The 21770-nt window shown below is 47.7% G+C and carries 23 protein-coding genes; 13 read left to right on the forward strand and 10 right to left on the reverse strand.

The annotated features are described in order from the left end of the window. Positions 1-35 precede the first annotated feature (35 nt). Entirely contained in the window at positions 36-221 is a 186-nt protein-coding gene (locus HWY38_RS11800) for a YhzD family protein (RefSeq protein ID WP_015239502.1), read from the forward strand. Positions 222-245: 24 nt separating this feature from the next. Here the strand turns inward: HWY38_RS11800 and HWY38_RS11805 are convergent, their stop codons facing one another. Next, entirely contained in the window at positions 246-1013 is a 768-nt protein-coding gene (locus HWY38_RS11805) for an enoyl-CoA hydratase (RefSeq protein WP_038457476.1), read from the reverse strand. 184 nt (positions 1014-1197) lie between these two features. Between HWY38_RS11805 and HWY38_RS11810 the strand changes: the two genes are divergently transcribed. Genes HWY38_RS11810 through HWY38_RS11820 form a run of 3 tightly spaced genes read left to right on the forward strand, consistent with a single transcriptional unit; the run spans position 1198 to position 3298 of the window. Continuing rightward, positions 1198-1551 (forward strand): hypothetical protein, encoded by a 354-nt coding sequence (locus HWY38_RS11810; RefSeq protein WP_224181896.1) that lies wholly within the window; start codon positions 1198-1200, stop codon positions 1549-1551. Between the two features lie 27 nt (positions 1552-1578). After that, a complete protein-coding gene (locus tag HWY38_RS11815) occupies positions 1579-2076 on the forward strand; it encodes a cation:proton antiporter regulatory subunit (RefSeq protein ID WP_032874321.1) in 498 nt (165 codons plus the stop codon). Positions 2077-2083: 7 nt separating this feature from the next. After that, positions 2084-3298, forward strand: coding sequence for a cation:proton antiporter (locus HWY38_RS11820; protein ID WP_003155266.1), 1215 nt, complete (start codon positions 2084-2086; stop codon positions 3296-3298). Between the two features lie 26 nt (positions 3299-3324). Here HWY38_RS11820 and HWY38_RS11825 read toward each other — a convergent pair whose 3' ends face one another. The 3 genes from HWY38_RS11825 to HWY38_RS11835 form a co-directional block, all read right to left on the reverse strand. Continuing rightward, positions 3325-4614, reverse strand: coding sequence for a lysine N(6)-hydroxylase/L-ornithine N(5)-oxygenase family protein (locus tag HWY38_RS11825; RefSeq protein ID WP_038457471.1), 1290 nt, complete (start codon positions 4612-4614; stop codon positions 3325-3327). Between the two features lie 101 nt (positions 4615-4715). Next, entirely contained in the window at positions 4716-6218 is a 1503-nt protein-coding gene (locus HWY38_RS11830; protein ID WP_007409236.1) for a coproporphyrinogen III oxidase, read from the reverse strand. A 112-nt stretch (positions 6219-6330) separates the two neighbouring features. Continuing rightward, positions 6331-7197 (reverse strand): Cof-type HAD-IIB family hydrolase, encoded by an 867-nt coding sequence (locus HWY38_RS11835; protein ID WP_007409237.1) that lies wholly within the window; start codon positions 7195-7197, stop codon positions 6331-6333. A gap of 383 nt (positions 7198-7580) precedes the next feature. Between HWY38_RS11835 and HWY38_RS11840 the strand changes: the two genes are divergently transcribed. Beyond that, positions 7581-8720, forward strand: coding sequence for a DNA alkylation repair protein (locus tag HWY38_RS11840; protein WP_224181897.1), 1140 nt, complete (start codon positions 7581-7583; stop codon positions 8718-8720). A gap of 38 nt (positions 8721-8758) precedes the next feature. On the opposite strand, the gene HWY38_RS11845 is transcribed toward HWY38_RS11840, so the two are convergent. Together HWY38_RS11845 and HWY38_RS11850 are read right to left on the reverse strand one after the other, a co-directional pair. Further along, positions 8759-9109 carry a YlbF family regulator gene (locus HWY38_RS11845; protein WP_014720937.1) on the reverse strand — a complete coding sequence of 117 codons (351 nt, stop codon included), beginning with the start codon at positions 9107-9109 and terminating at the stop codon, positions 8759-8761. A gap of 85 nt (positions 9110-9194) precedes the next feature. Continuing rightward, entirely contained in the window at positions 9195-10328 is a 1134-nt protein-coding gene (locus HWY38_RS11850; RefSeq protein ID WP_224181898.1) for a DUF445 domain-containing protein, read from the reverse strand. A gap of 237 nt (positions 10329-10565) precedes the next feature. Between HWY38_RS11850 and HWY38_RS11855 the strand changes: the two genes are divergently transcribed. The 6 genes from HWY38_RS11855 (at position 10566) to HWY38_RS11880 (ending at position 14613) form a co-directional block, all read left to right on the forward strand. Next, positions 10566-11657 carry a YheC/YheD family protein gene (locus HWY38_RS11855; protein ID WP_224181899.1) on the forward strand — a complete coding sequence of 364 codons (1092 nt, stop codon included), beginning with the start codon at positions 10566-10568 and terminating at the stop codon, positions 11655-11657. Beyond that, a complete protein-coding gene (locus tag HWY38_RS11860) occupies positions 11647-13005 on the forward strand; it encodes a YheC/YheD family protein (RefSeq protein WP_224181900.1) in 1359 nt (452 codons plus the stop codon). Before HWY38_RS11855 ends, HWY38_RS11860 begins: the two co-directional genes overlap by 11 nt. Positions 13006-13087: 82 nt before the next feature. Then, positions 13088-13303, forward strand: a complete 216-nt coding sequence (locus HWY38_RS11865; protein WP_012117190.1) for a YheE family protein — start codon at positions 13088-13090, stop codon at positions 13301-13303. A gap of 226 nt (positions 13304-13529) precedes the next feature. Beyond that, a complete protein-coding gene (locus HWY38_RS11870) occupies positions 13530-13736 on the forward strand; it encodes an alpha/beta-type small acid-soluble spore protein (protein ID WP_045207058.1) in 207 nt (68 codons plus the stop codon). Between the two features lie 102 nt (positions 13737-13838). Then, entirely contained in the window at positions 13839-13964 is a 126-nt protein-coding gene (locus tag HWY38_RS11875; protein WP_224181901.1) for a hypothetical protein, read from the forward strand. 28 nt (positions 13965-13992) lie between these two features. After that, positions 13993-14613 (forward strand): NAD(P)-dependent oxidoreductase, encoded by a 621-nt coding sequence (locus HWY38_RS11880; RefSeq protein ID WP_224181902.1) that lies wholly within the window; start codon positions 13993-13995, stop codon positions 14611-14613. 39 nt (positions 14614-14652) lie between these two features. On the opposite strand, the gene HWY38_RS11885 is transcribed toward HWY38_RS11880, so the two are convergent. Both HWY38_RS11885 and HWY38_RS11890 read right to left on the reverse strand, forming a co-directional pair. Then, positions 14653-16674 (reverse strand): ABC transporter ATP-binding protein, encoded by a 2022-nt coding sequence (locus tag HWY38_RS11885; protein ID WP_224181903.1) that lies wholly within the window; start codon positions 16672-16674, stop codon positions 14653-14655. Beyond that, positions 16671-18428 carry an ABC transporter ATP-binding protein gene (locus tag HWY38_RS11890; protein ID WP_224181904.1) on the reverse strand — a complete coding sequence of 586 codons (1758 nt, stop codon included), beginning with the start codon at positions 18426-18428 and terminating at the stop codon, positions 16671-16673. The genes HWY38_RS11885 and HWY38_RS11890 overlap by 4 nt, the downstream gene beginning before the upstream one ends. A gap of 421 nt (positions 18429-18849) precedes the next feature. On the opposite strand from HWY38_RS11890, the gene HWY38_RS11895 reads away from it, so the two are divergent. Then, entirely contained in the window at positions 18850-19350 is a 501-nt protein-coding gene (locus tag HWY38_RS11895) for a universal stress protein (protein WP_007409250.1), read from the forward strand. A gap of 38 nt (positions 19351-19388) precedes the next feature. Here HWY38_RS11895 and HWY38_RS11900 read toward each other — a convergent pair whose 3' ends face one another. Further along, positions 19389-19940, reverse strand: coding sequence for a hypothetical protein (locus HWY38_RS11900; RefSeq protein ID WP_014417310.1), 552 nt, complete (start codon positions 19938-19940; stop codon positions 19389-19391). A gap of 108 nt (positions 19941-20048) precedes the next feature. Between HWY38_RS11900 and HWY38_RS11905 the strand changes: the two genes are divergently transcribed. Continuing rightward, positions 20049-20633, forward strand: coding sequence for a TetR/AcrR family transcriptional regulator (locus HWY38_RS11905; protein WP_224181905.1), 585 nt, complete (start codon positions 20049-20051; stop codon positions 20631-20633). A gap of 41 nt (positions 20634-20674) precedes the next feature. On the opposite strand, the gene dat is transcribed toward HWY38_RS11905, so the two are convergent. Next, positions 20675-21526 carry a D-amino-acid transaminase gene (gene dat, locus HWY38_RS11910; RefSeq protein WP_088462349.1) on the reverse strand — a complete coding sequence of 284 codons (852 nt, stop codon included), beginning with the start codon at positions 21524-21526 and terminating at the stop codon, positions 20675-20677. Positions 21527-21770 lie beyond the last annotated feature (244 nt).

Raw genomic sequence — 21770 nt, forward strand, 5'->3', positions numbered from 1 at the left:
TTATCAGAATATCATTCTATAAAGGGGGTGACATGATGGGACAATATGTATTGACCGCATTCCATGCGTCGGGAGAAACGCTGCTGAATGAACGGATCGAAGCGGATAATGAGGCGGAGGCGAAGGCCGCCGGAGAGGCTTTATTAAAGGAAAAAAAGCTTGAGAACAGTACTCATCGCTTGGTAAATGAAGCCGGAAAGCTGATTTTATTCCACAGATAACAGAAGCTTTCCGGCTTCTGTATTTTACCGGTTAAATTGCGGCGTCCGTTTTTCTAAAAAGGCGCGGATGCCCTCTTTATGATCATCCGTTTTTCTCATATTTTCCTGGGCCTTTCGTTCAAGAGACAAAACGTCTTTTAACCGGCTGATATGGAGGCTCTGATAAATAGCCTTCGTTTCAATCATCGCTGACAGCGGCGCATGCAGCAATCGGTCGATATACGGTTGTGCCCCCTCCGCAGGACCGCCGCTGAACAGCCCGTCGGCCAGCTTGAGCCGCACCGCTTTTTCAGCCGGCAATTTTTCACCGCTCCAAATCAGTTTTTTCGCTTCGACCTCACCGACGCGTCTCATTAATAAATAATGGCCTCCTCCGTCGGGAACCAATCCGATGCCGATGAAATTCATCGCGAGGCGGGCGTTTTCTTCGGCGAGCACCACATCGGCGCACAGCGCGAAACTCAGCCCGAGCCCCGCCGCGGCTCCGTGGATGGCGGCAATCACAATTTTTTTCATATCATAGAGGGTCAGCGTAATGGATTCGATCATTTTCATGAGCCGTTCATATTCTCCTGAATCATGATCCGACGTCATCATCTGAATATCACCGCCCGCGGAAAATCCCCGGCCTTCCCCCCGTAAAAGGACGATAAGCGCCTCACTGTCGGCTGCCATCACGCATGCATTTTCCAATTCCCGGAGCATTTGTTCATTCAGCGCGTTGTAACTGTCAGGCCGGTTCAGCACAATCTCTGCGATCTTTCCCTTTTCTTCATAACGAATATACTGCATGTTTACATCCCCCTTGAATCCGCTTACATATTTTGTTCAAATGATATATTCCTTTCCCCGAAGCGAAACTCCTTTATTTTTCAAGGTCAACAGATACCGAAAAATGCATATCATTTGAAACTGAACATACATTTTTATATAGTGAAATTGATATACAAAACAAAAGGGGGGAAAAACACCGATAATGAAATATGTGATACTCAGCTTGTTACTGAGCTTTTTTATGGTGCTGTTCCCCCCTTCGGATGTCGCTCTTCCTTCCCAATTGGTGACAGAAACAGACAGCCATGTACAAATTTCGGTTTATCCGCAGGAAACGGAATCGGCAAAGACGCCGGTTCAAACCAAAACCGCTCCGCAAGGCCTGTCAAAAGAATACGGTGCGTTATCCCGGATGATCTCCCTGTTATCTGTCAAACCTCTTGATCAATTCATTGATTCCACAATGGAAAGGACATGCGCCATTCCGATACAATACCAGTCAAATTACCTCCGGCATCAGACCATTTCTCATTGCCAATCTGTATTTACGGTGTAAAAACAGTATATTCCGGAGGGATTTTTTATGAATATTAAAGAAAACGATCTGCCTGGCATCGGGAAAAAATTCGAAATCGAAACGAGAAATCATGAAAAAATGACGATCATCATTCATGATGACGGCAGGCGGGAAATTTACAGATTCGATGACCGCGATCCTGATGAGCTTCTGGCAAGCATTTCACTTGATGATGCGGAAGCAAGACAGATTGCCGCGATTATCGGCGGGATGGTGTACAAACCGCAGGCGCTTGAATCGATTGAAATGGCGTTCAGCGATCTGATTATCGAATGGTTTAAAGTTGAAAAAGGGGCAAAAGCGGCAGGGCGTACGCTCGGCGAACTGGATGTGCGCCAAAACTATGACGTGACGGTTATCGCCATCATTAAGCATGACCAGAAAAAGTTTTTAAACCCGGGCGCTGATTCGCTCCTTGAAACAAACGATACACTCGTCCTCTCAGGTGAAAGAAAGCATCTGAAAAAACTGATCCAAGACTTCCTCTCCAGAGACGGAGTGTGATCTGTTTATGGACCATCTCGTATTTGAAGTCGGTACGGCATTAGTTCTTGTGGCCATTGCGAGTGTCATCGCCAATAAAATTAAATTCTCGATCATCCCCTTCCTGATCATTTTAGGAATGCTCGTCGGGCCGCACGCGCCCCAAGCGGGCATCATTGACCTGACGTTTATCGAAAGCCGGGAAGTGATTGAATTTTTCGGACGGATGGGCGTCCTGTTCCTCCTCTTTTACCTCGGGCTTGAATTCTCGGTCGGAAAATTAGTCAAATCCGGACGTTCAATCGCCGCCGGCGGAACGATTTATATTCTGATTAATTTCAGTTTAGGGCTGATCTACGGCTTTATTACGGGCTTTTCCTTTTTGGAAGTGCTTGTATTGGCGGGCGTCATCACGATATCATCAAGCGCCATTGTCGCAAAGGTGCTTGTCGACTTAAAGCGCACGGCCAATCCGGAAACGGAGCTGATTCTCGGCATCATTATGTTTGAGGATATCTTTCTGGCGGTTTACTTGTCCGTCGTCTCCGGGCTTGTTCTGGGAGACGCGACATCTGTCGGGGGCGCGCTGATGTCAATCGTGATCGCTTTCGGCTATATGCTGCTGTTTTTCATTGCCGCCCGGAAATTGCCGCCTCTGCTGAACAAGCTGCTTGATATCCGTTCAAACGAGGTATTTGTCATCGTCATTTTCGCCGCGCTCTTTTTCATTGCCGGCTTTTCCGAAACGATTCATGTCGCTGAAGCGATCGGCGCGCTCTTGCTCGGGCTCGTGTTTTCGGAGACGGCCCATTCTGACAGGATTGAGCATCTTGTCGTGCCGTTCCGTGACTTTTTCGGGGCCATGTTTTTCTTCAGCTTCGGCCTCAGCATTGATCCGTTTTCACTCGGAGATGCGGTATGGCTCGCCCTCGGCGCCGTTCTGCTGACGATTGCCGGAAACTTTATCGCCGGCATGATCGCCGGGCGCCGGGCGGGGCTTTCTCATAAAGCATCGTCCAATATCGGGCTGACCATTGTGTCCCGCGGCGAATTCTCCATTATCGTCGCAAATCTCGGCATCGCCGGCGGCCTGTCCGCTTCACTTAAACCTTTCGCCGCCTTATATGTTTTGATACTGGCCATCTTCGGCCCTTTGCTCACGAAAGAATCGAAGCGGATATATCTCCTGCTGAACAGCGTATTCAAATGGAAGACGCCTGAAAAGAAGCCGCAGAAATCATAAAAAAAAACTGACCTCTTCATAAGAGGTCAGTTTTTTTGAGCGGGAAGAAATTGCTGAAAAGCCGTTTTTTTATTAATGGAGAAATGCTCTTTTCCCAGAATGGTATTAATGATTTTTTGATTTCTGTAAACAGACAGCTTCAAATTCGTAGCGCCCGTTCCGTGAGCATGATCAAGATTCGTTAATGTGAAAAAATGATGCCGCCTGTCGTCCTTAAAGACAAGACGGGAATCTGCCGTCACTTTAAACCGTTTCTCATCCTCCCATTCGATATCAGGGGCAATTGCCGTAAACCATTCCGGAATATGAGGTTTAAAACCGGTCGCCAATATCACTTTTTCTGAATCGGCCGTAAAGGTTTCATCCATCTGCCATTGATGAAAGCTCAGTACGCAGCGCCCGTTTTGCTTTTCAATTTTTTCAAGCTCCGCCATCGGCTGAATATACACGTCAGGCGAACCTCCGCTGATCGATCTGTGATACAGGGCATCGTAAATGGCGGCAAGTGTGTCAGAATCAATGCCGTGGCGCAGTCCGTCCAGCTCAGGGAGTGTGTTCAGCCGTTCTTTAAAAGGCAGGCGGTTAAAATATTCCACATAATCAGGTGTAAACATTTCCTGCCCGAGCTTGGCGGTTTCCAATTCTCGAAATCCGGCGGAGCGTGTCACCCATTGCAGCCGGCTGCGGCGGTATTGTTCATCGTGCAATAAGTCAGAAAAGATCTCCGCGGCGCTCTGTCCGGAGCCGACCACTGTAATTGATTCGGCGCCGGCGAGCTCGTCTTTCCGAAACAAATATTCCGTGCTGACCATCGTGTCCTGACGCGCTTCGTCAGCAATCTCTGCGGGAATAAGCGGCTCAGACCCCGTCCCCATGACGAAATGCTTCGTTTGATAGACACTGATGCTTCCGTCCTCAATGTTCTTGACGCTGACGTCATAATGGTCGCCGGCATTTTTCACACCGATTACCTCTGAGCCGAAACGGCATGATTTGATTTCTGAAGCCGCCCAGCTCAAATAGTCGTTAAATTCCCGTCTCGGAATATCAAATTCATTAAACGTATAAAACCGGTACAGCCGGTCATGTTCATGGAGAAAGTTTAAAAACGTGTAGCGGCTTTTCGGATCGGCGAGCGTGACCAGGTCCGCCAGAAACGCCACCTGTAAATCCGTCCCTTTAATTAATAGACCGGGATGCCACGCAAATTCTTTCTTTTTATCGAAAAAAAGAGCGTCTGTTCCGGGTATATCCTCTAACAATGCGGCAAGCCCTAAATTAAACGGCCCGATTCCCGCTCCTATGACATCATACATATTATGCACCTCTTACGAATAACAGTCTGATGGTCTTTTCCCGTTTTTGCAGATGGTTAAACATAAAAAAACGGCACGCTGATTCCGTGCCGTTTTTGATATTATAATGCAGATTTGACGAACATCTCATCTAAGTATTTGATTTTCTCTTCTGTATAATGCTCGAATCGGTCATTATATGATTTCGGATCTTTCGGATTGGCGAAGTGCGTGATTTTTCCGGTTTCCGGATGAATGAATTTGCTTGCCGCGCCGCAGCCGATACCGATAATCGTCTGCACTTCTTCCATAATCATAATGTTGTAGATGCTTTCCTGACCAGGGAAGGAGTAGCCGACATTTTCAAGGTTTCCGAGAATGTTTTTCTGCCGGTACAAGTAGTATGGCGTATAGCCGTGCTCTTTTGTCCAGCGGACGGCGTCATCCATCATGCGGGACACTTCCTGTCTGTCGGCAACTTTATACTTATGCTTGTTTCTCGTCATTTCTGACGCCCGTTTAAAAGAAAGCGTATGAACGGTCAAAGATTCAGGCATCAGCTTTTCCGTTTCCTCAAGACTGTGCCTGAACTCAGCCGTCCCTTCTCCCGGCAGGCCGATGATCAGGTCCATGTTGATGTTATTCATGCCGTGTTTGCGGGAAAGATGATATTTTTCGATGGTTTCTTCAACTGTATGGTGTCTGCCGATGGCCTTAAGCGTTTCGTTTTCATAAGATTGCGGGTTGATGCTGATTCTGTCAATCTTATACTTATTTAAAACGGCCAGCTTTTCCTCCGTAATCGTGTCGGGACGGCCCGCTTCAACGGTAATCTCCCTGATATTCGCGACATCCGGGAAAGAGCGGACCATTTCTTCATATAAAAGATCCATTTCTTCAGCGGTAATGCTTGTCGGCGTGCCGCCGCCGAAATAAATGGTCGTCACTTTGATATCATGCCGCTTCAGCCATTCTCCGATTTTCTGCATTTCATAGTGAAGCCCCCATAAAAAGGAGCCGACTCTTCCCGCCTGTCCTTGAATGGCATAAGCCGGAAACGTACAGTAGGCGCATTTCGTCGGGCAGAACGGGATGCCGATATATATGCTGACTTCATCTTTGACGCGGTACAGATCGGGAACCGCAGCGAGCTGGCGGTCGACGATCTCCTGCATCAGATTGATTTTTTCATCATGGATCAGATAATCTTTTTTCAGATCGGCGTGCGCCTCTTCTTTTGTAAGGCCGCTCTGCAGCTTTTTATGAAGAAGTTTAGTAGGCCTGATGCCGGTTAAGATGCCCCATTTTTGTGTCATGCCCGTATGCGATTGAAGAAGATTTAAGTAGACGTACGACAGCGTGTTTTTCACCTGTTTAAATACTTCTTTTTCGCTCCATCCGGCAAGAAGCGGTTTCGTATGATGTTCCTTTTCGCCGGTTCCTTTGATTTCTCCGGATACCGACACGCTGTCTGCATCTTGAGAAATGGCAAGTGAGATAACGAGATCAGAGGGTTCCTCCGTTTCGCCGTACGCAAGAACACACTCTTCAAAAAACAAATTCGCGATGTTTTGCAGCGGACGATGCAGCCTGTCATCCGTGATGCCGTCTATTTTTATTTGCAATGTGATCACCTTATTTTTCAGATTCAAAACTTTCTTTAGTGTACAGAAAGAACAGGCTAAAATCAATCCGCGAAAAAGCCGCAGACCGGCGGTTCGCGTCTGCGGCTCTTGATTACGGCCGTTTCATATGGAACTTATCGAGAAAGCCTTTGCGGTGCTGCATGCGGAAATATTCCTTAATCATATAGGCGACTCCCTGTTCATCATTTGACCTTGTCACCCAGTCCGCTTTTCTTTTTAATTCATTTGAGGCATTCCCCATCGCGACGCCGAGACCGGCCAGCTCGATCATCGGCAGATCATCTTCCTGATGGCCGATAGCCACAACCTCTTCCATTGAAAGCCCGAGATCAGCGGCGACCATCGAAAGTCCGCTTTCTTTTGAAACCCCTTTAGGCACGATGTTCAGTTTTTCTCCGTTGACGCGGATCACATCGACGGCCGGGAATGCTTTCATTATCGTATCCGTTATATCAGCCTGCAGGCCATCTTCGGCATGCACTTCAATGACGGGCGCTGAAACCGGCTCATCAAGGAGCAGGTCACTTAATGATTCGACAAACTGCACCGGATAAAAAATCGGGTCAGACGGATGAATCATCGTTTTCCCGACCAGATTGGAGTTCACTTTCTTCTTGTTTCCGATCGAATATTTTTCGTGAAGAAGCCGGATATTGCATGGATAGCTTTCCAGCACCTGAACAATATTAAACGTGTGATCTTCTGATATTTTCTTTTCAAAAAACGGCTCATCTATTTTTTCAGAAATGTATGCGCCGCTGTGGGTAATCAATTTCGCATTCAGCTTTAATATTTTCGCCACTTTTTGAGCGGAGCGAAAATGGCGGTTTGTGACCAGTGTGACGTAAATTCCTTTTTTCTTGACGTATTCGATGGCATCCTTTGTCGTCTGATGAAGTTTGCCGTTGGAGCGAAGAAGCGCTCCGTCTATATTTAACGCCAGCATTTGTTTTGACACAGAGAAGTCCCCCTCCTTGATGACTGTACTTGTCATTAGGATATGACCCTGTCTCTTTGTTTAGAACAACCTTTTCTCCGCAGCAAAAAAGCCTGCCTCAAGCAGACTTTGAACTGTCGTTTTGTTGGGATACGATCGATTTGCTGCCTTCTCCCCAATGTGTATTTCTATTTACGAAATATATCAGGAACCCCTTATTTGACCGTTGATGCGCTCGTTTCACTTACTCTCTGTTGCTACCCCTTAACATACCAGGCAGTATAGGCGACCGTATCCTTAGATCATCTGTAAGTGTAGGCGCTTTCAGAGTTATTATCTCAATTATATTGTTAAAAAACAAGGGTTTTTTTAACTAAAAAAATCAGAGGAAATATCTGTGCTGAATGTATGATAAAGTTGAAAGGGAACATACATTCTCATATAATAAAAGAAAAAAAGCGGTGACTGTCATGTCTCTATTAAAAGATATTTATAACGAAGAATTTGCAGAAGCACTTCTGAACAGAATCAAATCGGCGTATCCGGCTTTTGAGCGGGATAAGTGCCGGGCGCTGATGTTTCAGGAAGATTGGCCCGGACTGACGTTAAAACAGCGGATGCGCCGGATCACAGACTCTTTATATGAAACACTGCCGAAGGATTACATACGGGCGCTTGACGTCTTATATGAGACAGCTCCCCGCTTCTCAGGGCTCGCCGGGATTATTTTTCCCGATTATGTCCAACAGTACGGAACGGATCACTGGGACGAATCAATGAAGGCGCTTCAGTATTTCACTCGTTTTTCCACTTCCGAATTTGCGGTCCGCCCGTATATCAGGCTTGACCGGGAGCGGATGTTCAAAGAGTTCCTTTCCTGGACGGAGCATCCGGACGAACATGTCAGAAGGCTTGCCAGCGAGGGCTCAAGACCGCGCCTGCCTTGGGGAATCTCCATTCCGGCTCTTCTTGACGATCCTTCCCCGATTCTCCCTGTTCTGGACCGCTTGATGCAGGATGACTCGCTATATGTCAGAAAAAGCGTGGCGAATAACCTGAATGACATCTCCAAAACACATCCGGATCTTCTGGCACAGATCGCAGCCGAGCGGTTCGGAAGCTGTCCGCACACGGACTGGATTTTGAAGCACGCCTGCAGGACACTGTTAAAAAGAGGAGACAAACAGGCGCTTGCGGTTTTCGGGTTTGAAGACGCCTCCCGGATTTCATTGGAACGTTTTACATTGAATTCGGAAACGGCCGCCATCGGAACAAGCATACATTTTTCTTTTCAGATCCGCTCATCCGCCCGGCAAAAAGTCAGGGTTGAATACGCGATTGATTTTGTAAAGAAAAGGGGGCACCGCAGCCGCAAGGTGTTTAAGATGTCGGAGTCCGCCATGGATAACGGAGACGTAAAAGCCTTCAGCAAACATCATTCCCTTAAAGATTTAACCACCCGCAAGCATTATCGGGGAATTCACACTCTGTCTGTCATCATTAACGGAACGGTAAAAGGTTCGCTTGATTTTTCTGTTGAATAAAAAAACCCCTCCATTTCATAGATGGAGGGGTGTGGAGCTTATTCCGGGCTGCCGTAAAGCTCTTCAAGAGGTTTCATAATGATTTTGTTTAACTCGCCGATCAGCATGCTCATGCGCTGTTCCGCTTCCATCAGCTGAGAAATCAATTCATGCTGCTGTACGAGAGCAACCGTTTTTTGTGCCTGCTCTACCTCTTCCTGAGTGATTTCTTCACCTGACATCTGTTTCTGCTGCAGCTGCAGCTGTACATTGCGGAAGTTATCAAACATGCGTTTTGCGGATTCATCTGCGTTTACTTGATCATAAAGCCCTCTCAGACGGCTGTATTCATCACTGTTTCGCAAAGCTTTTTCAAGATCATATGCTGCATCATAAAAATGAACTGCCATAGTAACCGCTCCTTTCTTCCTTTCGGACATACCACTCCACTATAACAGACTGCGGAGCGACTTTCATCATCGGCGTATGTTTTCCTTAGAAAAGAATGACAAACAAAGCCTGAATTGCTCCGATTATCCCGCCGAGCAGACCGCCTAAATACGTTATCATCTTAAATTCTCTCTTGGAAATCGACAGCACCATTTCCTCCAGCCGTTCAACGGGAAACTGATCAACCTGCTCTTTGACCACTTCCTCAAGACGCAGCCGTTTCAGCACATCCTCCAAATGAGCGGCAATACTGCCGAGTGCCGCATCAAGCAGCTTCGGCGCGTACGTCCCCGTAATCTCCCCTTCATAACGGGAAATGATGTCACCGAGCCGGCATTCAAAAAAGGGCGCAGTTTGAAGTGCGGCCAAAGCCCGCTTTTTCATGCTGAACAGCAGATCTTTCGCATTCCACTTTTCATCGGCCTCATAAAGTGTATAAGATTTGAGCTTGCCCCATTCTTGAGAAAGCAGATCAGCCAGAAGCTTTTTCGTTTCCTCATTGCGCAAAAACTTTAACAGCTCAGGCAGCACACGGTCTGCCAAGCTTGAATTGCCGAGGAACATCTGCACCATGCTGCCGAGCATCCCCCGGGAATTCAAAAAGTCGTCAATCATATTTCCGAGCCTTTCTTTCCCTTCTTCGCTCTCAAAATAATCAATGCTCCGCTTCAGAATATAATCTGCGGCCAGCGGGACTTTTTCATCCAGCTTTTCCTGAAGCTCATCAGGAAGCCAGTCTTTTATGGCGCGGTGCTCATATTTCCGGTACAGTTCCGAAAGCTTTTCATCGGTAAAACGGTCAATCCAGGCATCCGTCTTTTCCTGCGGATTCCGGATGCCCGCGGCGGCCAAAGCTTCGTGCACCGTCATCTCGGAAGCGGCCATTTTTTGCGTGAATTGTTCGGCGAAAAGAAGCGCCTGGTTTTTAACGGTATCTGATAAAAGCCGCTTTTTTATTCCTTCCGGGGTTAAAAGGTGGTTCGTCACCATGAGCCCCATTTGTTTTGCCAATTCATCCCGCCTTTTCGGGATCAGCCCCGGTGTAAACGGAACCCGTTTTCCGAACAGGTAATACGGCCGGTACGGACGAAATAACATCTGAATGGCAAAATGATTCGTCACCGCGCCGATCGCGGCTCCGATCACAATCATAAATAGAAACGTTCCTGCTATGCCCATTCCTTCTCTTCTGCCTCCATCTTATGTTCTTTTTTCTTGATGATATATCTATTCGTATTATAGAGGCTGGCGTGAATGCGGGCAAATGAAGAACCTGAATTGTTGTTTGTGAGGAATAAGGCAAGATGCTGTTTCGTACTCTTTACAGTAGATCATCTTTTATGATGCGCTTAGCATATTTATTGGATGGAAGCGCCGTTCCATCAGCGGCTTTTTGAATAAAGGGGGAGTAATAATATGACAACACTCGGTTTTATGTCTGTATCCCGCCGGCACGAAGAAGATTACGCCGGGGAATTGGCTGAAAGAGCGCCTCAATATAATGTGCGCTTAGCCCGCTTTACACCGTTTGATATATTTCCGGATTCTTTGCGCGTGAAAGCGCTCGTCTATCACCCGCAAAGCGGAAAGTGGAACGAAACGGAAATCGATATTCCCGAATATATTTACGACCGCTGTTTTTACGGAAAATCCGCTGAAGCGCAAAAAGCCAAGCCGATCGTCGAATGGCTGAAAAAATATCGGAAAACGGAATTTATCGGCCGGGGGCTTCCTGATAAATGGACGGTCACGGATGCGCTCCAAAAGCATCATCTGATCAGTCCCTATATTCCTGAAACGGCCGAAGTCAGCCGCTATGAACAGGTGCAATCATACTTAGCCAAGGAAAAAGCATGCATACTTAAGCCCGCTTTCGGCGCGGGAGGCAGAGGCATCATCCTGCTTGAAACAGGCAAAAAAGCAATTACGGCCACTTACTATATCGGAAAAAACAAACAAACAAAATCATTTTCCAATCACGTGTCTTTTAAGTCTTGGTGCAAAAAAGTGTTGCAGCACCGCTATTTGCTTCAATCCTACTTAAATATCCAGGATAAAGAGCGGCATCCATGCGACATCCGCATTTTCATGCGTAAAACGGAGTCAGGCGTTTGGGAAACGGTCGGAAAAGCGGTCAGAAGGGGTTATCAGAACGGTCTTTTATCTCATTTGCCCGGAGGATCCGAACCGATTAAGTTTGACACATGGTTTGAGGAAATTCCGAGAAAGCAGCAGGCCGTTTTATTGGATGATGTCTTTTCGATCACCCAATCCGTCCCTTATTTCCTTGACGAACGGTTCGGGCCGCTGTTTGAGCTGGGGCTCGATATTTGTTATGCCAAAGACGGACGCATCTGGCTTTTGGATGTCAATTCAAAGCCGGGACGGAAAGCTATTTTAAGCGTGGCTCCGGAGGCGAAAGAGGATTTGTATACGGGTCCGCTGAGACGCTTCCGCGAGCTTCAGTCACAGGAAAGCCGGAAAGGAGTATTACCGCGTGAATCATAAAGGGATGATTGTCGGCATCGATAAAAAAAGCAAAAATACGCTGTTTCTCCCCTCCTCCATGAAACGGGAAGGGCTTTTATCCGCTGCCTTCGGGACCAAGGTTGTCAAATGCCGTGTAGCCTTTTCTCAATCACTTGAAAAAAGCGTGCTCCTTTCTGAAGATTTGTTTGAGGAGCTGTTGATACCGCATAAAAGCCGGGCTGACTTTCTCATACACGGCCAGACGGTGCACATCGGACCGCTGATCGGCGTTTTCACAGCCGGGTTCACATCATCGCCGTCCCGCCCGTTAAGAGACCGTACAGCCTTCTTTTCCAAGATGCTCTCTCTTCATGAACAGGCGAACGGATATTGTTTCGTTTTCGGGGCCCATCAGATCAACTGGGAAGAAGGCACCGTCCAAGCGCTGATTTATAAAGAAAACAGCTGGAAACGGACGGCCGTCCCGCTTCCGAATGTCGTATATGACAGGCTTCCGAGCCGAAAAACGGAAGAAGTTCCGCTTTTACAGCAGACAAAACAGAGGCTGATGAATGACTATCAGATTCCGTGGTTTAATCCGCAATTCTTTAATAAATGGGACATTCATAAGCTTCTGGAAAAAAACAGTCTCACCGCTTCACTTCTGCCAAAATCTGTCCTGCACCCGAATGCGGAAGCGTTAGAGACGTTATGCAGCACATTTGGCACCGTCTATATCAAACCTGCAGACGGCGCACTCGGAACGGGGATTTACAAGGTGGAAAAAACAGATGCCGGCTTATCTGTCAAACACACGAATGAGGAAAAAACGGTGGTGACGGCAGAGTATTCAGATGCGGCATCCTTCATGACATCATTTAAAGAAAACAATGACCCGTCCGCATTTTTAATTCAGCAAGGCATTGACCTGATCCGACTGGATGGGCGCCCCGTCGATTTCAGGGTGCACACGAATAAAAACGCCGAGGGGAAATGGACAGTGACGGCCATTGCGGCAAAAATTTCCGGTGAAAACAGCATCACAACGCATCTGGCAACCGGCGGAGAAGTCATGACGTTAGCTGAATTATACGGCGATCCGCGCGAGAGAGTCGGCATGATGCGGAAACTTTCAAAAGCCGCCTTGGCGGTCAGCCGCGTGTTAAATGAGCACATTGAAGGTTTTATCGGCGAAATCGGTTTTGACCTCGGCGTTGATCATTCAGGGAAAGTTTGGATGTTTGAAGCCAATTCCCGCCCCGGGCGCAGCATTTTTTCCCATCCGAAGCTGAGATCGGTCGATTACCTGACAAAACGGAGAAATTTTGAATACGCGTCGTATTTATCAGAACGGTCCATCACCGCCCCGGAAAAACTTTGGCGGTGAGGCTGTCTTTTTTTAGGTTTACCCGGGACAGGCAATGAACGATGAGCTACAATGAACAAGATCAACATTTCCCATAAGGAGCGTGAACGTCATGATTTCGCACTTCAGCTGGAAACCGTTATTCAAAAAAGAGAAACTGCCCGGATGGCGGATTTCATTTTACTGGCAGGGTACGCATTACGAAGGAATTTACCATAAGTCCGGAGACATTGAATGGGGACACACACATCCGGGAAAAGAAGAGCCGGCTCTCGTAAAAGAGCTGCATGAATTAATGCTTTATCACATATATGACTGAAAGCTAAAAGCTCAGCCGCACCAGGCTGGGCTTTTCTTTTTTCCTTCCGCTATTTACCACACCGTTTTCCGAATGAGATGCCGTTTGCTTTACCATAATACGTAGTACAAAGCGGCAAACAAGCATTGGGTGAAGCCGAGCTGGCAATGGTTTTCATTCCGAAAACCATCGGCTGGTGCAATTCCAGCAAACCCAACCATACTAATTTTTAAAGGAGATCATACAAATGGCAAACAACAACTCTTCAAACAACCTAGTAGTACCCGGCGCTGCTCAAGCAATCGACCAAATGAAATACGAAATTGCTTCTGAGTTCGGCGTAAACCTTGGCGGAGAAACAACTTCTCGCGCAAACGGTTCTGTCGGAGGAGAAATCACGAAACGTTTAGTATCTTTCGCACAGCAGCACATGGGCGGCCAAGGCGTACAATAACTCAATAAATGGCTTACAGAAGGCGCGGGATACCGCGTCTTCTTTTTATGCCGTCACCCTTTTTTCCTATTCCACATACCCTAGGAAAAAAGGAGGGAAAACATGTCATTCATTGCCTTAGTCAATTGGGAGCTGATTCAGTTCGTAAGTGTCTCTTTGGTCAATGAATATGTTGCCCACCATTTCCCGTTTATTCACAGGTATTCTTTTCCCCGCTGCTTTGAATGATATAATGAGCGGCGAGGAGGTTTTTTACATGAACATCGCTTTACTCGGAGCAACGGGAAGAGTCGGACAGGCTTTTATAAAAGAAGCGCAGAAACATGGACACATGGAGATATTCGCTCTTGTCAGATCAGCCGGAACAGTCCTTCCCATTCCTGAAAGACAAATCATAACAGGGAATGCGAGGCGGCGGGAAGATGTAAGCCGATTGATTTCCAAAGCGGACACAGTCGTGAGCTGTCTCGGCACGGACGGTGACGATACCCTTTCAGCCGCTATGACCCATATAATAGACGGTATGAAACGGCATCGTGTTCAGCGTCTGATTACGATCGGCACCGCGGGTATCCTTCAATCACGGCTTATGCCTGATCAATACCGGTTTGAATCGGCAGAATCAAAACGAAAATCAACAAGAGCCGCAAAGGAACACGCCCGCGTATACGAGATGCTGCTGGCAGAGGATCTTGACTGGACGATCATCTGTCCCACCTACCTTCCTGACGGAGATGCTGCCGGAGTTTACCGGTTCGAACAGGATCGCCTTCCTGAAGACGGCTCTGAAATCACCGTCGGAGACACGGCGCATTTTCTGTACCGGGAGCTGATCAGCCCTCAGTTTGTCAGAAAACGGGTGGGACTGGCTTACTGAATGAAAAAAAGGGCGAATCTTTAGATTCACCCTTACCGATTACACCGCGGACTTCGCCGTTCCTTTCTGCAATTCATACATTTGGCGGTACTGCCCCTTTTGCGCCATTAATTCGTCATGGCTTCCCTTTTCAATAATACGACCCTTTTCCAGCACGAGAATCTGGTCTGCGTGTCTGATCGTGGAAAGCCGATGGGCGATAATAAATGTCGTGCGCCCTTCATGAACCACTTGCAGCGCTTTTTGAATGACTGCTTCTGTTTCGGTGTCAATGTGCGCCGTCGCCTCATCCAAAATTAAAATGGCCGGATCGAACACAAGCGCTCTTGCAAAAGAAATCAGCTGACGCTGGCCTGAGGACAGTGTGCCGCCTTTTTCGGTGACGGGCTCTCTGATGCCCTTCGGCAAAGATTGCAGAAGGCTTGCCGCACCGACCTGGCGAAGCGCTTCTTCCGCCTGCTCCAGAGAAATACGCTGATCATCGAGCGTCACATTGGAGCCGATCGTGCCCGAGAAAAGATACGGGTCTTGCAGCACAATGCCCATATGCGACCTCAGCTCCTGCCTCGACATGCCGTAGATGCTCTGACCATCCAGCAGAATATCCCCTTTTTGGGCATCATAAAAACGGAACAGAAGATTCAGGATGGAGCTTTTGCCGGACCCCGTATGGCCGACGAGGGCGACCGTCTCCCCTTTTTCAGCTGTAAAGCTGATGTGTTTCAGCACCTCTTCTCCCTTTCGATATCCAAAAGAAACATCGCGGAATTCCACAGTTCCTTTCGCCTTTCTGTCTGCGGGAGCGCCTTCTTCTTCCGTTTCCTCCTCCTGTAAAAGCTCGAATACCCTGGCGGCAGAGACACGGGCCAATTCAAGCTTTGAAAATTGGTTGACAATCCCCGTAACCGGCTGGAACAAACGGTTTAAATAATCAACAAACGCGTATAAAACACCGATTGAAACAATTCCGGCCGCACTCAGACTCGCGCCTCCGAAATACCAGATCAGCCCGACAAACGCCAGATTGCGCAACACATTGACAAGACTGTGGGACATGAGGGAATTTAAGGACAGCATTTTGTTTTTGTAGCGGAAATGAGCTTCATTCAATTCTTCAAATTCCTTCATCGTTTCCTTCTCTCGGCGGAACGCCTGAATAATCGGCATCCCTTGAATGGACTCGTTCATTTTCGCATTGATGTCACTGTTAATGGAACGGATTTTTTGGTTGAAGACGGATGCGTATTTGCGGTAGACAACCGACCAGATCATTAAAATCGGAATAATCAGCAGGCAAACGGCGGCCAGCCTGACGTCAAGCATAAACAGCGCCGTAAAAATGCCGAGCATATAAACGCCGCTTGTGATAAATGTCGACAGCACCGTTACATATAAATCCCTGACCGCTTCTGTGTCATTCGTAATGCGGGCCACGACTTTTCCGGCAGGCAGATTATCAAAGTAGCGGATCGGCATTTTCTGAATGTGTGAAAATACATCCTGCCTCATGCGCTGTATGATCCGGTTCGCTCCCATCTGCAGCAGATAATGCTGGCCGTAATGAAAACATACGGAAAACATGAGCAGTCCCGCGTAAATGGCGGTCAGCGTCAGCAATCCTTTTATTTCCGGACGGTAAAATTGAAAAATCTCCTGTCTTGATAACGTAATGGCGGGATATGACCTGCTTTCTTTACCGTTTGATATCGTCAGCCGGCCGTCAGACACTGAACGGTTTCCGTCAAAACTGACGGGACGGTCAACAAAATAGTAGCCCGCACCGACTTGATAAATGTGCGCCTCTCCGGTTTTGTCCGCCCCCGGTTTGAGCCGGTCCTCCCTGACATAATCATGCCCCCGGAACCTGACGGCGCCCGGATCGTCCGCAGAGGCTTTAACCCATGTTTTTTCAATGCCGAGAATGTGGTCGTCAATCATTTTTTTTCCGATAAACGGGCCGGTCAGCTCAGTGCCGACCGCAATAATGAGCAGGACGACCGCCCATATCAGCAGCTTCTTATATTGAAGCGCGTAATTCCATAATCTTCTCCCGGTCTTCATGCGCCCGTCCCCCCTTCTTCAAGAGAGGACAGCTGCTGCCTCTCATATTGTTTACAATACCAGCCGTTCTGCGCCAATAGCTCCCGGTGCGTGCCTCTTTCAGACACCCGGCCTTCATCCATGACGAGAATGAGATCTGCGTGTTCAACTGCCGAGAGCCGATGGGTGGTGATAATCGTTGTTTTATGCCGCCGTTTTTTACGGATGCTGTCAATGATGGCGGCTTCCGTTTTCGCGTCTACGGCAGAAAGCGAATCATCTAATATGAGAATGTCCGGATCGGTCAAAAGCGCTCTCGCAATTGAGATGCGCTGCTTTTGTCCGCCCGAGAGCGCTACGCCCTTCTCGCCGACAAGCGTCTCAAGCCCGTCGGAAAGCATACCGATATCGTTTTCAAAATGCGCATCTTTCAGCGCGCTGCCGATTTCCTCTTCGTTTGCATCCTGCCGGCCGTAAAGCAGATTCTCTTTTACAGTCTTTGAAAATAAAATATGATCCTGCGGCACATAGCCGATCCACCCGCGGAGCTCCTCGAGCGGAATCTCTTGAATCGGAACGCCTGTAAACGTGATTGCTCCCGCACCGGGCGGATATTCACGCAACAGCTGCTTAATAATCGTCGTCTTTCCGCTTCCCGTCTTCCCAACGATGCCGAGCGTCTGCCCTTTTTCAACGGAAAAAGATACATCGGACACCGCCGGGCCCGCTCCGCTCGGATACGTGAAAGTCACTTGTTCAAAAACAAGACGCCCGGGCTCCTTGATGCCGGCGGGGTGCTTTGGTGCCGTCACGTCAGGCTCATAGGAAAGCGTCTCATTGACACGATCCAAGGAGGCATTTCCGCGCTGCATGATATTGATTAATTCTCCGATCGCAAACATCGGCCAGATCATCATTCCGAGATACACGTTAAACGATACCAGCTCTCCCAGCGTCAGCCGGTTTTGAAAAACGAGATAAGCGCCGTAGCCGAGACCGATGAGATAGCTGAGGCCGACGAGAAGTTTCACAGTCGGTTCAAAAAGTGAATCGATAAACGCCACCTTCATATTTTTCTCATATACATCCGCCGTCATATCACCGAACCGGCTGACATCATTTTTTTCCTGCACGAAAGCCCGGATGACCCGGACGCCGGATACCGACTCCAGCACCTTGTCATTTAATGATCCGAAAGCATCCTGCGCTTCCGTAAACCGCTCATGGATCTTTTTTCCGTACAGGCTGACCGCAGCCGCCATTATCGGCAGCGGAATAATCGCGGCAAATGTCAGCTTCCAGCTGATGAGAAGCCCCATTGTCAAAAATATTGTCAGCATATACATCGTCGAATCAACGAGCGTTAAGACCCCGAAGCCCGTCGTCATACTGACGGCCTGCAAGTCATTTGTCCCCCGCGCCATTAAATCGCCCGTTCTGTATTTCTCGTAAAACTGCGGTGACATTTGAAGAAGCCTTCCCATCAGCTTTGAACGGAGAATCTTCTCCATGACATTCGCCCCGCCGAAAAGCTGATACATCCAAAAATAAGACAGTAAATAGACGGCTGCCGTTAATGCGAGAAAAACACATATGTAAAACAGCATCCCGCTTTTTGTAAACACGCCCGCCTTCATATCGTCTATCGCGTTACCGAGAAGTTTAGGCGGAAACATTTCAATGACATTCACAATCAATAACAGAACAATCGCTGTCGTATAGCGCAGCCAATAGGCTTTAAAAAACCACGCGAGCTTTTTTAATACAGTAAACAAATACCGTCATCCCCTTTCATCAATCAGCCGCCCTCAAGCTTTTCCGGATTGTTTTTCATTGTTTTCGCTAATACCGCCACATGCATCACACCTGTCTTTCTTTCATTTTTTTGTATAAAAAAAGACATGAAGCCTCAGCTCCATGCCTCTTATTATTATAAATAAGGTACAGACCCGCCGTTTATGCGCGACTGCCCCGTTTTTAAGCAAATGTTCAGAAAACGGAAGCCGTATGGGAGTCACGCCGGTATTCAACTGAAGATGAGTTGACAAGCATTAGTTTTGACATGATCCATACCTCCTTTTTCCCTATATTGTTCCTTCATCATATAAACAAATCCTTTTTTTGTCAATGCAGGTTTTACATTTCTGCCATTCGGGTATTGTAAAACAAACCTTTTTTACTGAAAGGATGAGGCCGATGTTTCACGCGGACCGGTTGATAGCAGCTTTTGACGGAAGTGATGATAGTAAAAAAGCGCTCCAAAAAGCCATAGACCTTTCAAAAACGTTTCACGCGGATTTAACGGTCGTACATTCCCACAATGCAAAAGATACCCGGACGATTGTTGATCCCCCGAGGCCGGGAGCCGGGGCAACGTATATCGGCGGCGGGATTGCAAGCGTTCCTGACCCGCTCCAGGCGGAAAGAATCTCCCCTGATCCGATGATTTATGAAGACCGTACGGAAGAAATCGTTGCGGAAGCGAGAATGCTGATGAACGACAGCCAGATTGACGGGGATATCGACATTTTAGAAGGTGATCCCGCTGATGCCATTATCGAGCATGCCGACCGTATATCGGCGGATTTGATCGTCATGGGGAGCCGGGACCAGAACAGGCTGAAAAAACTTTTATTCGGAAGTGTCAGTGAAAAATTGTCATCGAAATCCGATATTCCCGTGCTGATCGTAAAATAATTCTTTCTGTAAAGCAGCTTAATCAAAAGCTGCTTTTTTTACAGCTCCCGGCTGTTTCTTCTTTTTTTCGGCATCACAAAAAAACTCGCCATGATCAAAAAATCGATGCACAATACAACAGACCAGCCCTTTAACAGTACGCTGAGCGCTTCGGTGCGGGAAGCGTCCTGAATGAGAAATACCGTTCCGGCTAAAAGAACGCCGCCGATGACAAATGCTAATACATGTCTTCCCCACCCTTTTGCATAATGTTTGGCATAATCCAGTCCGTACCGTTTGACCGGTTTTGCCCCTTCCTTGACCACATAATAGCGGAATCGCTCATCCGCCCATTGAATCATGCTTTTTCCGAAGGCGACAGACACTCCGATATAAATGGCCGCCACCGCATGCGCCATAGTCGCCGCCGCCCCTCTGTATAAATCAGCTGCGGCCGCCAGAAACAGTACGGCATCCAATAAAGGAATGAGAGCGAAAAAAAACATTCCGAGCTTTTGCCGCCTGAATATATAGCGCGCCGCCAATCCGAAGATGACAGCCGCCCAAAAAGCAGCCTCACAAATGACAATCAACCAAGCAATCGCGTTCAATCCGGTTCCCCCTTATCGTTTTCTAAAATGCATTGTATCACTGCTTTTTATTTAATACAACTGTATTACAAAATTGCAAGAAAAAATATTTCCTGTTACACTGGAACCATGCCTAAAATAATCGATCATGAAAAGAGAAGAAAACAAATAGCCGAAGCCACTTGGCGGACGATTTTGGAGCGGGGAATGGAAGGAGCGACAGTGAGAAACATCGCCCAGGAAGCGGGTCTTTCTTTAGGCGCGCTGAGGCACTATTTCACCACCCAGGATGAGCTTTTAGGGTATGCGATGACACTCGTAAAAGAAAAAGCGGCCGCCAGAATTAACGAAGTTGCCATGAAAGATCTGCCGCCGAAAGAAAAAGCGGTGCGTCTGATGCTTGAAATCATCCCGACAGATGAAGAAACGATGGCTGAAATGGAGGTATGGTTCGCTTTCACAGCTTATGCCAGACATAAGGGAGAAGAGTTTCAACCCCAGCAGGACGGGATCTTGGCATATATCCGCGGCCTGATTGACTGGCTGGATGAAAATAAGCTTCTGAAACCAAATCTTGATAAAGAAACCGAAGCGGAGAAAATGTACGCCATCGCCGACGGATTGGCGCTGCATGCCATGCTTGAACCTGAGCGTCTTTCAAAAGAGAAGATCTCCCGTGTGCTCGTTCAGCATATCGAATCTCTTTTTATCTGACTGAAGCAAAAAGGCCGGATGTGTTCCGGCCTTTTTTCAGCTTATGACTGAACGCCGAGCTCCTGCTGAATGTGCGACTGAAAAGCCTCCTGAATCGTTTTGGCTACAGGTCCCGGCACTCCGCTTCCGACCCGTTTTCCGTCAAGGGTTACGATCGGGATTAATTCAGCCGTCGTTGACGAGATGAAAATTTCATCCGCATCCCTGAGTTCGTCTTCGGTAAGAGCCTTCTCCCGCACCTCAATCCCGTTTTCTTTCATCAGCTCTAACAGTTTCATCCGCGTAATGCCGTTTAAAATCAGCTCATTTGCAGGATGCGTCCGGACAGTGCCGTTTATGACGGCGTATACATTGGAAGAGGTTCCTTCCGTGACCGCTCCGTCCCTTATCAGCACCGCTTCATAAGCGCCTGCTTCATAGGCTTTTTGTTTAATCATCACATTATACAGTAAATTCAGACTCTTAATGTCACACCTCAGCCAGCGTTTGTCTTCCGCCGTTATGGCCTGCGCTCCGGCTTTTTGTTCATTTTCCGGTTTTTTCACTGAAAAGGTATATGCCGTCGTCTGCGGTTCCAATCCTTCGTCATACTGGTGCTTCCGCGGCGCCTTCCCTCTCGTCGTCTGTATATAGACCCCGCCGTCAATGAGTTTGTTTTCCTGTACGAGCTTTTGCAGATCCCATTCTATGTCCTCTGCGGAGAAAGGCAGGGTGATGCCGATTTCTGCGGCGCTTCTGAAAAGACGGTCAATATGCTCGCGCAGACCGAATAAGGCGCCGTTATACACTCTGATGACCTCATACACACCGTCACCGAATTGATATCCGCGGTCCTCAATATCAACTGCCGCTTCTTCACGATCAATCAACTGGCCGTTTACTAATGTCTTCATGTAAACCCTCCTCATCGTTATCTGCCGTGATGTGCATTCTCAGCTGTTATTGTCAACTATTCTATCATACTGAACGAGCCGGCTGCGGAGTTTATTTTTTTCTTAAAATCTTATTATTCGACATCTTTTCTATGTCTTTTCCAGTTTTGTTCCTGTATACTTGATTCGACATACATATGCTGTTAACTTATGGCACTTCGCAAGCCTCCGCTGTTATCGGCATTATGCAGAAACTTATGCTACT

It is taken from the genome of Bacillus sp. KS1 (genome assembly GCF_020075515.1).
Lineage (GTDB): Bacteria > Bacillota > Bacilli > Bacillales > Bacillaceae > Bacillus > Bacillus velezensis.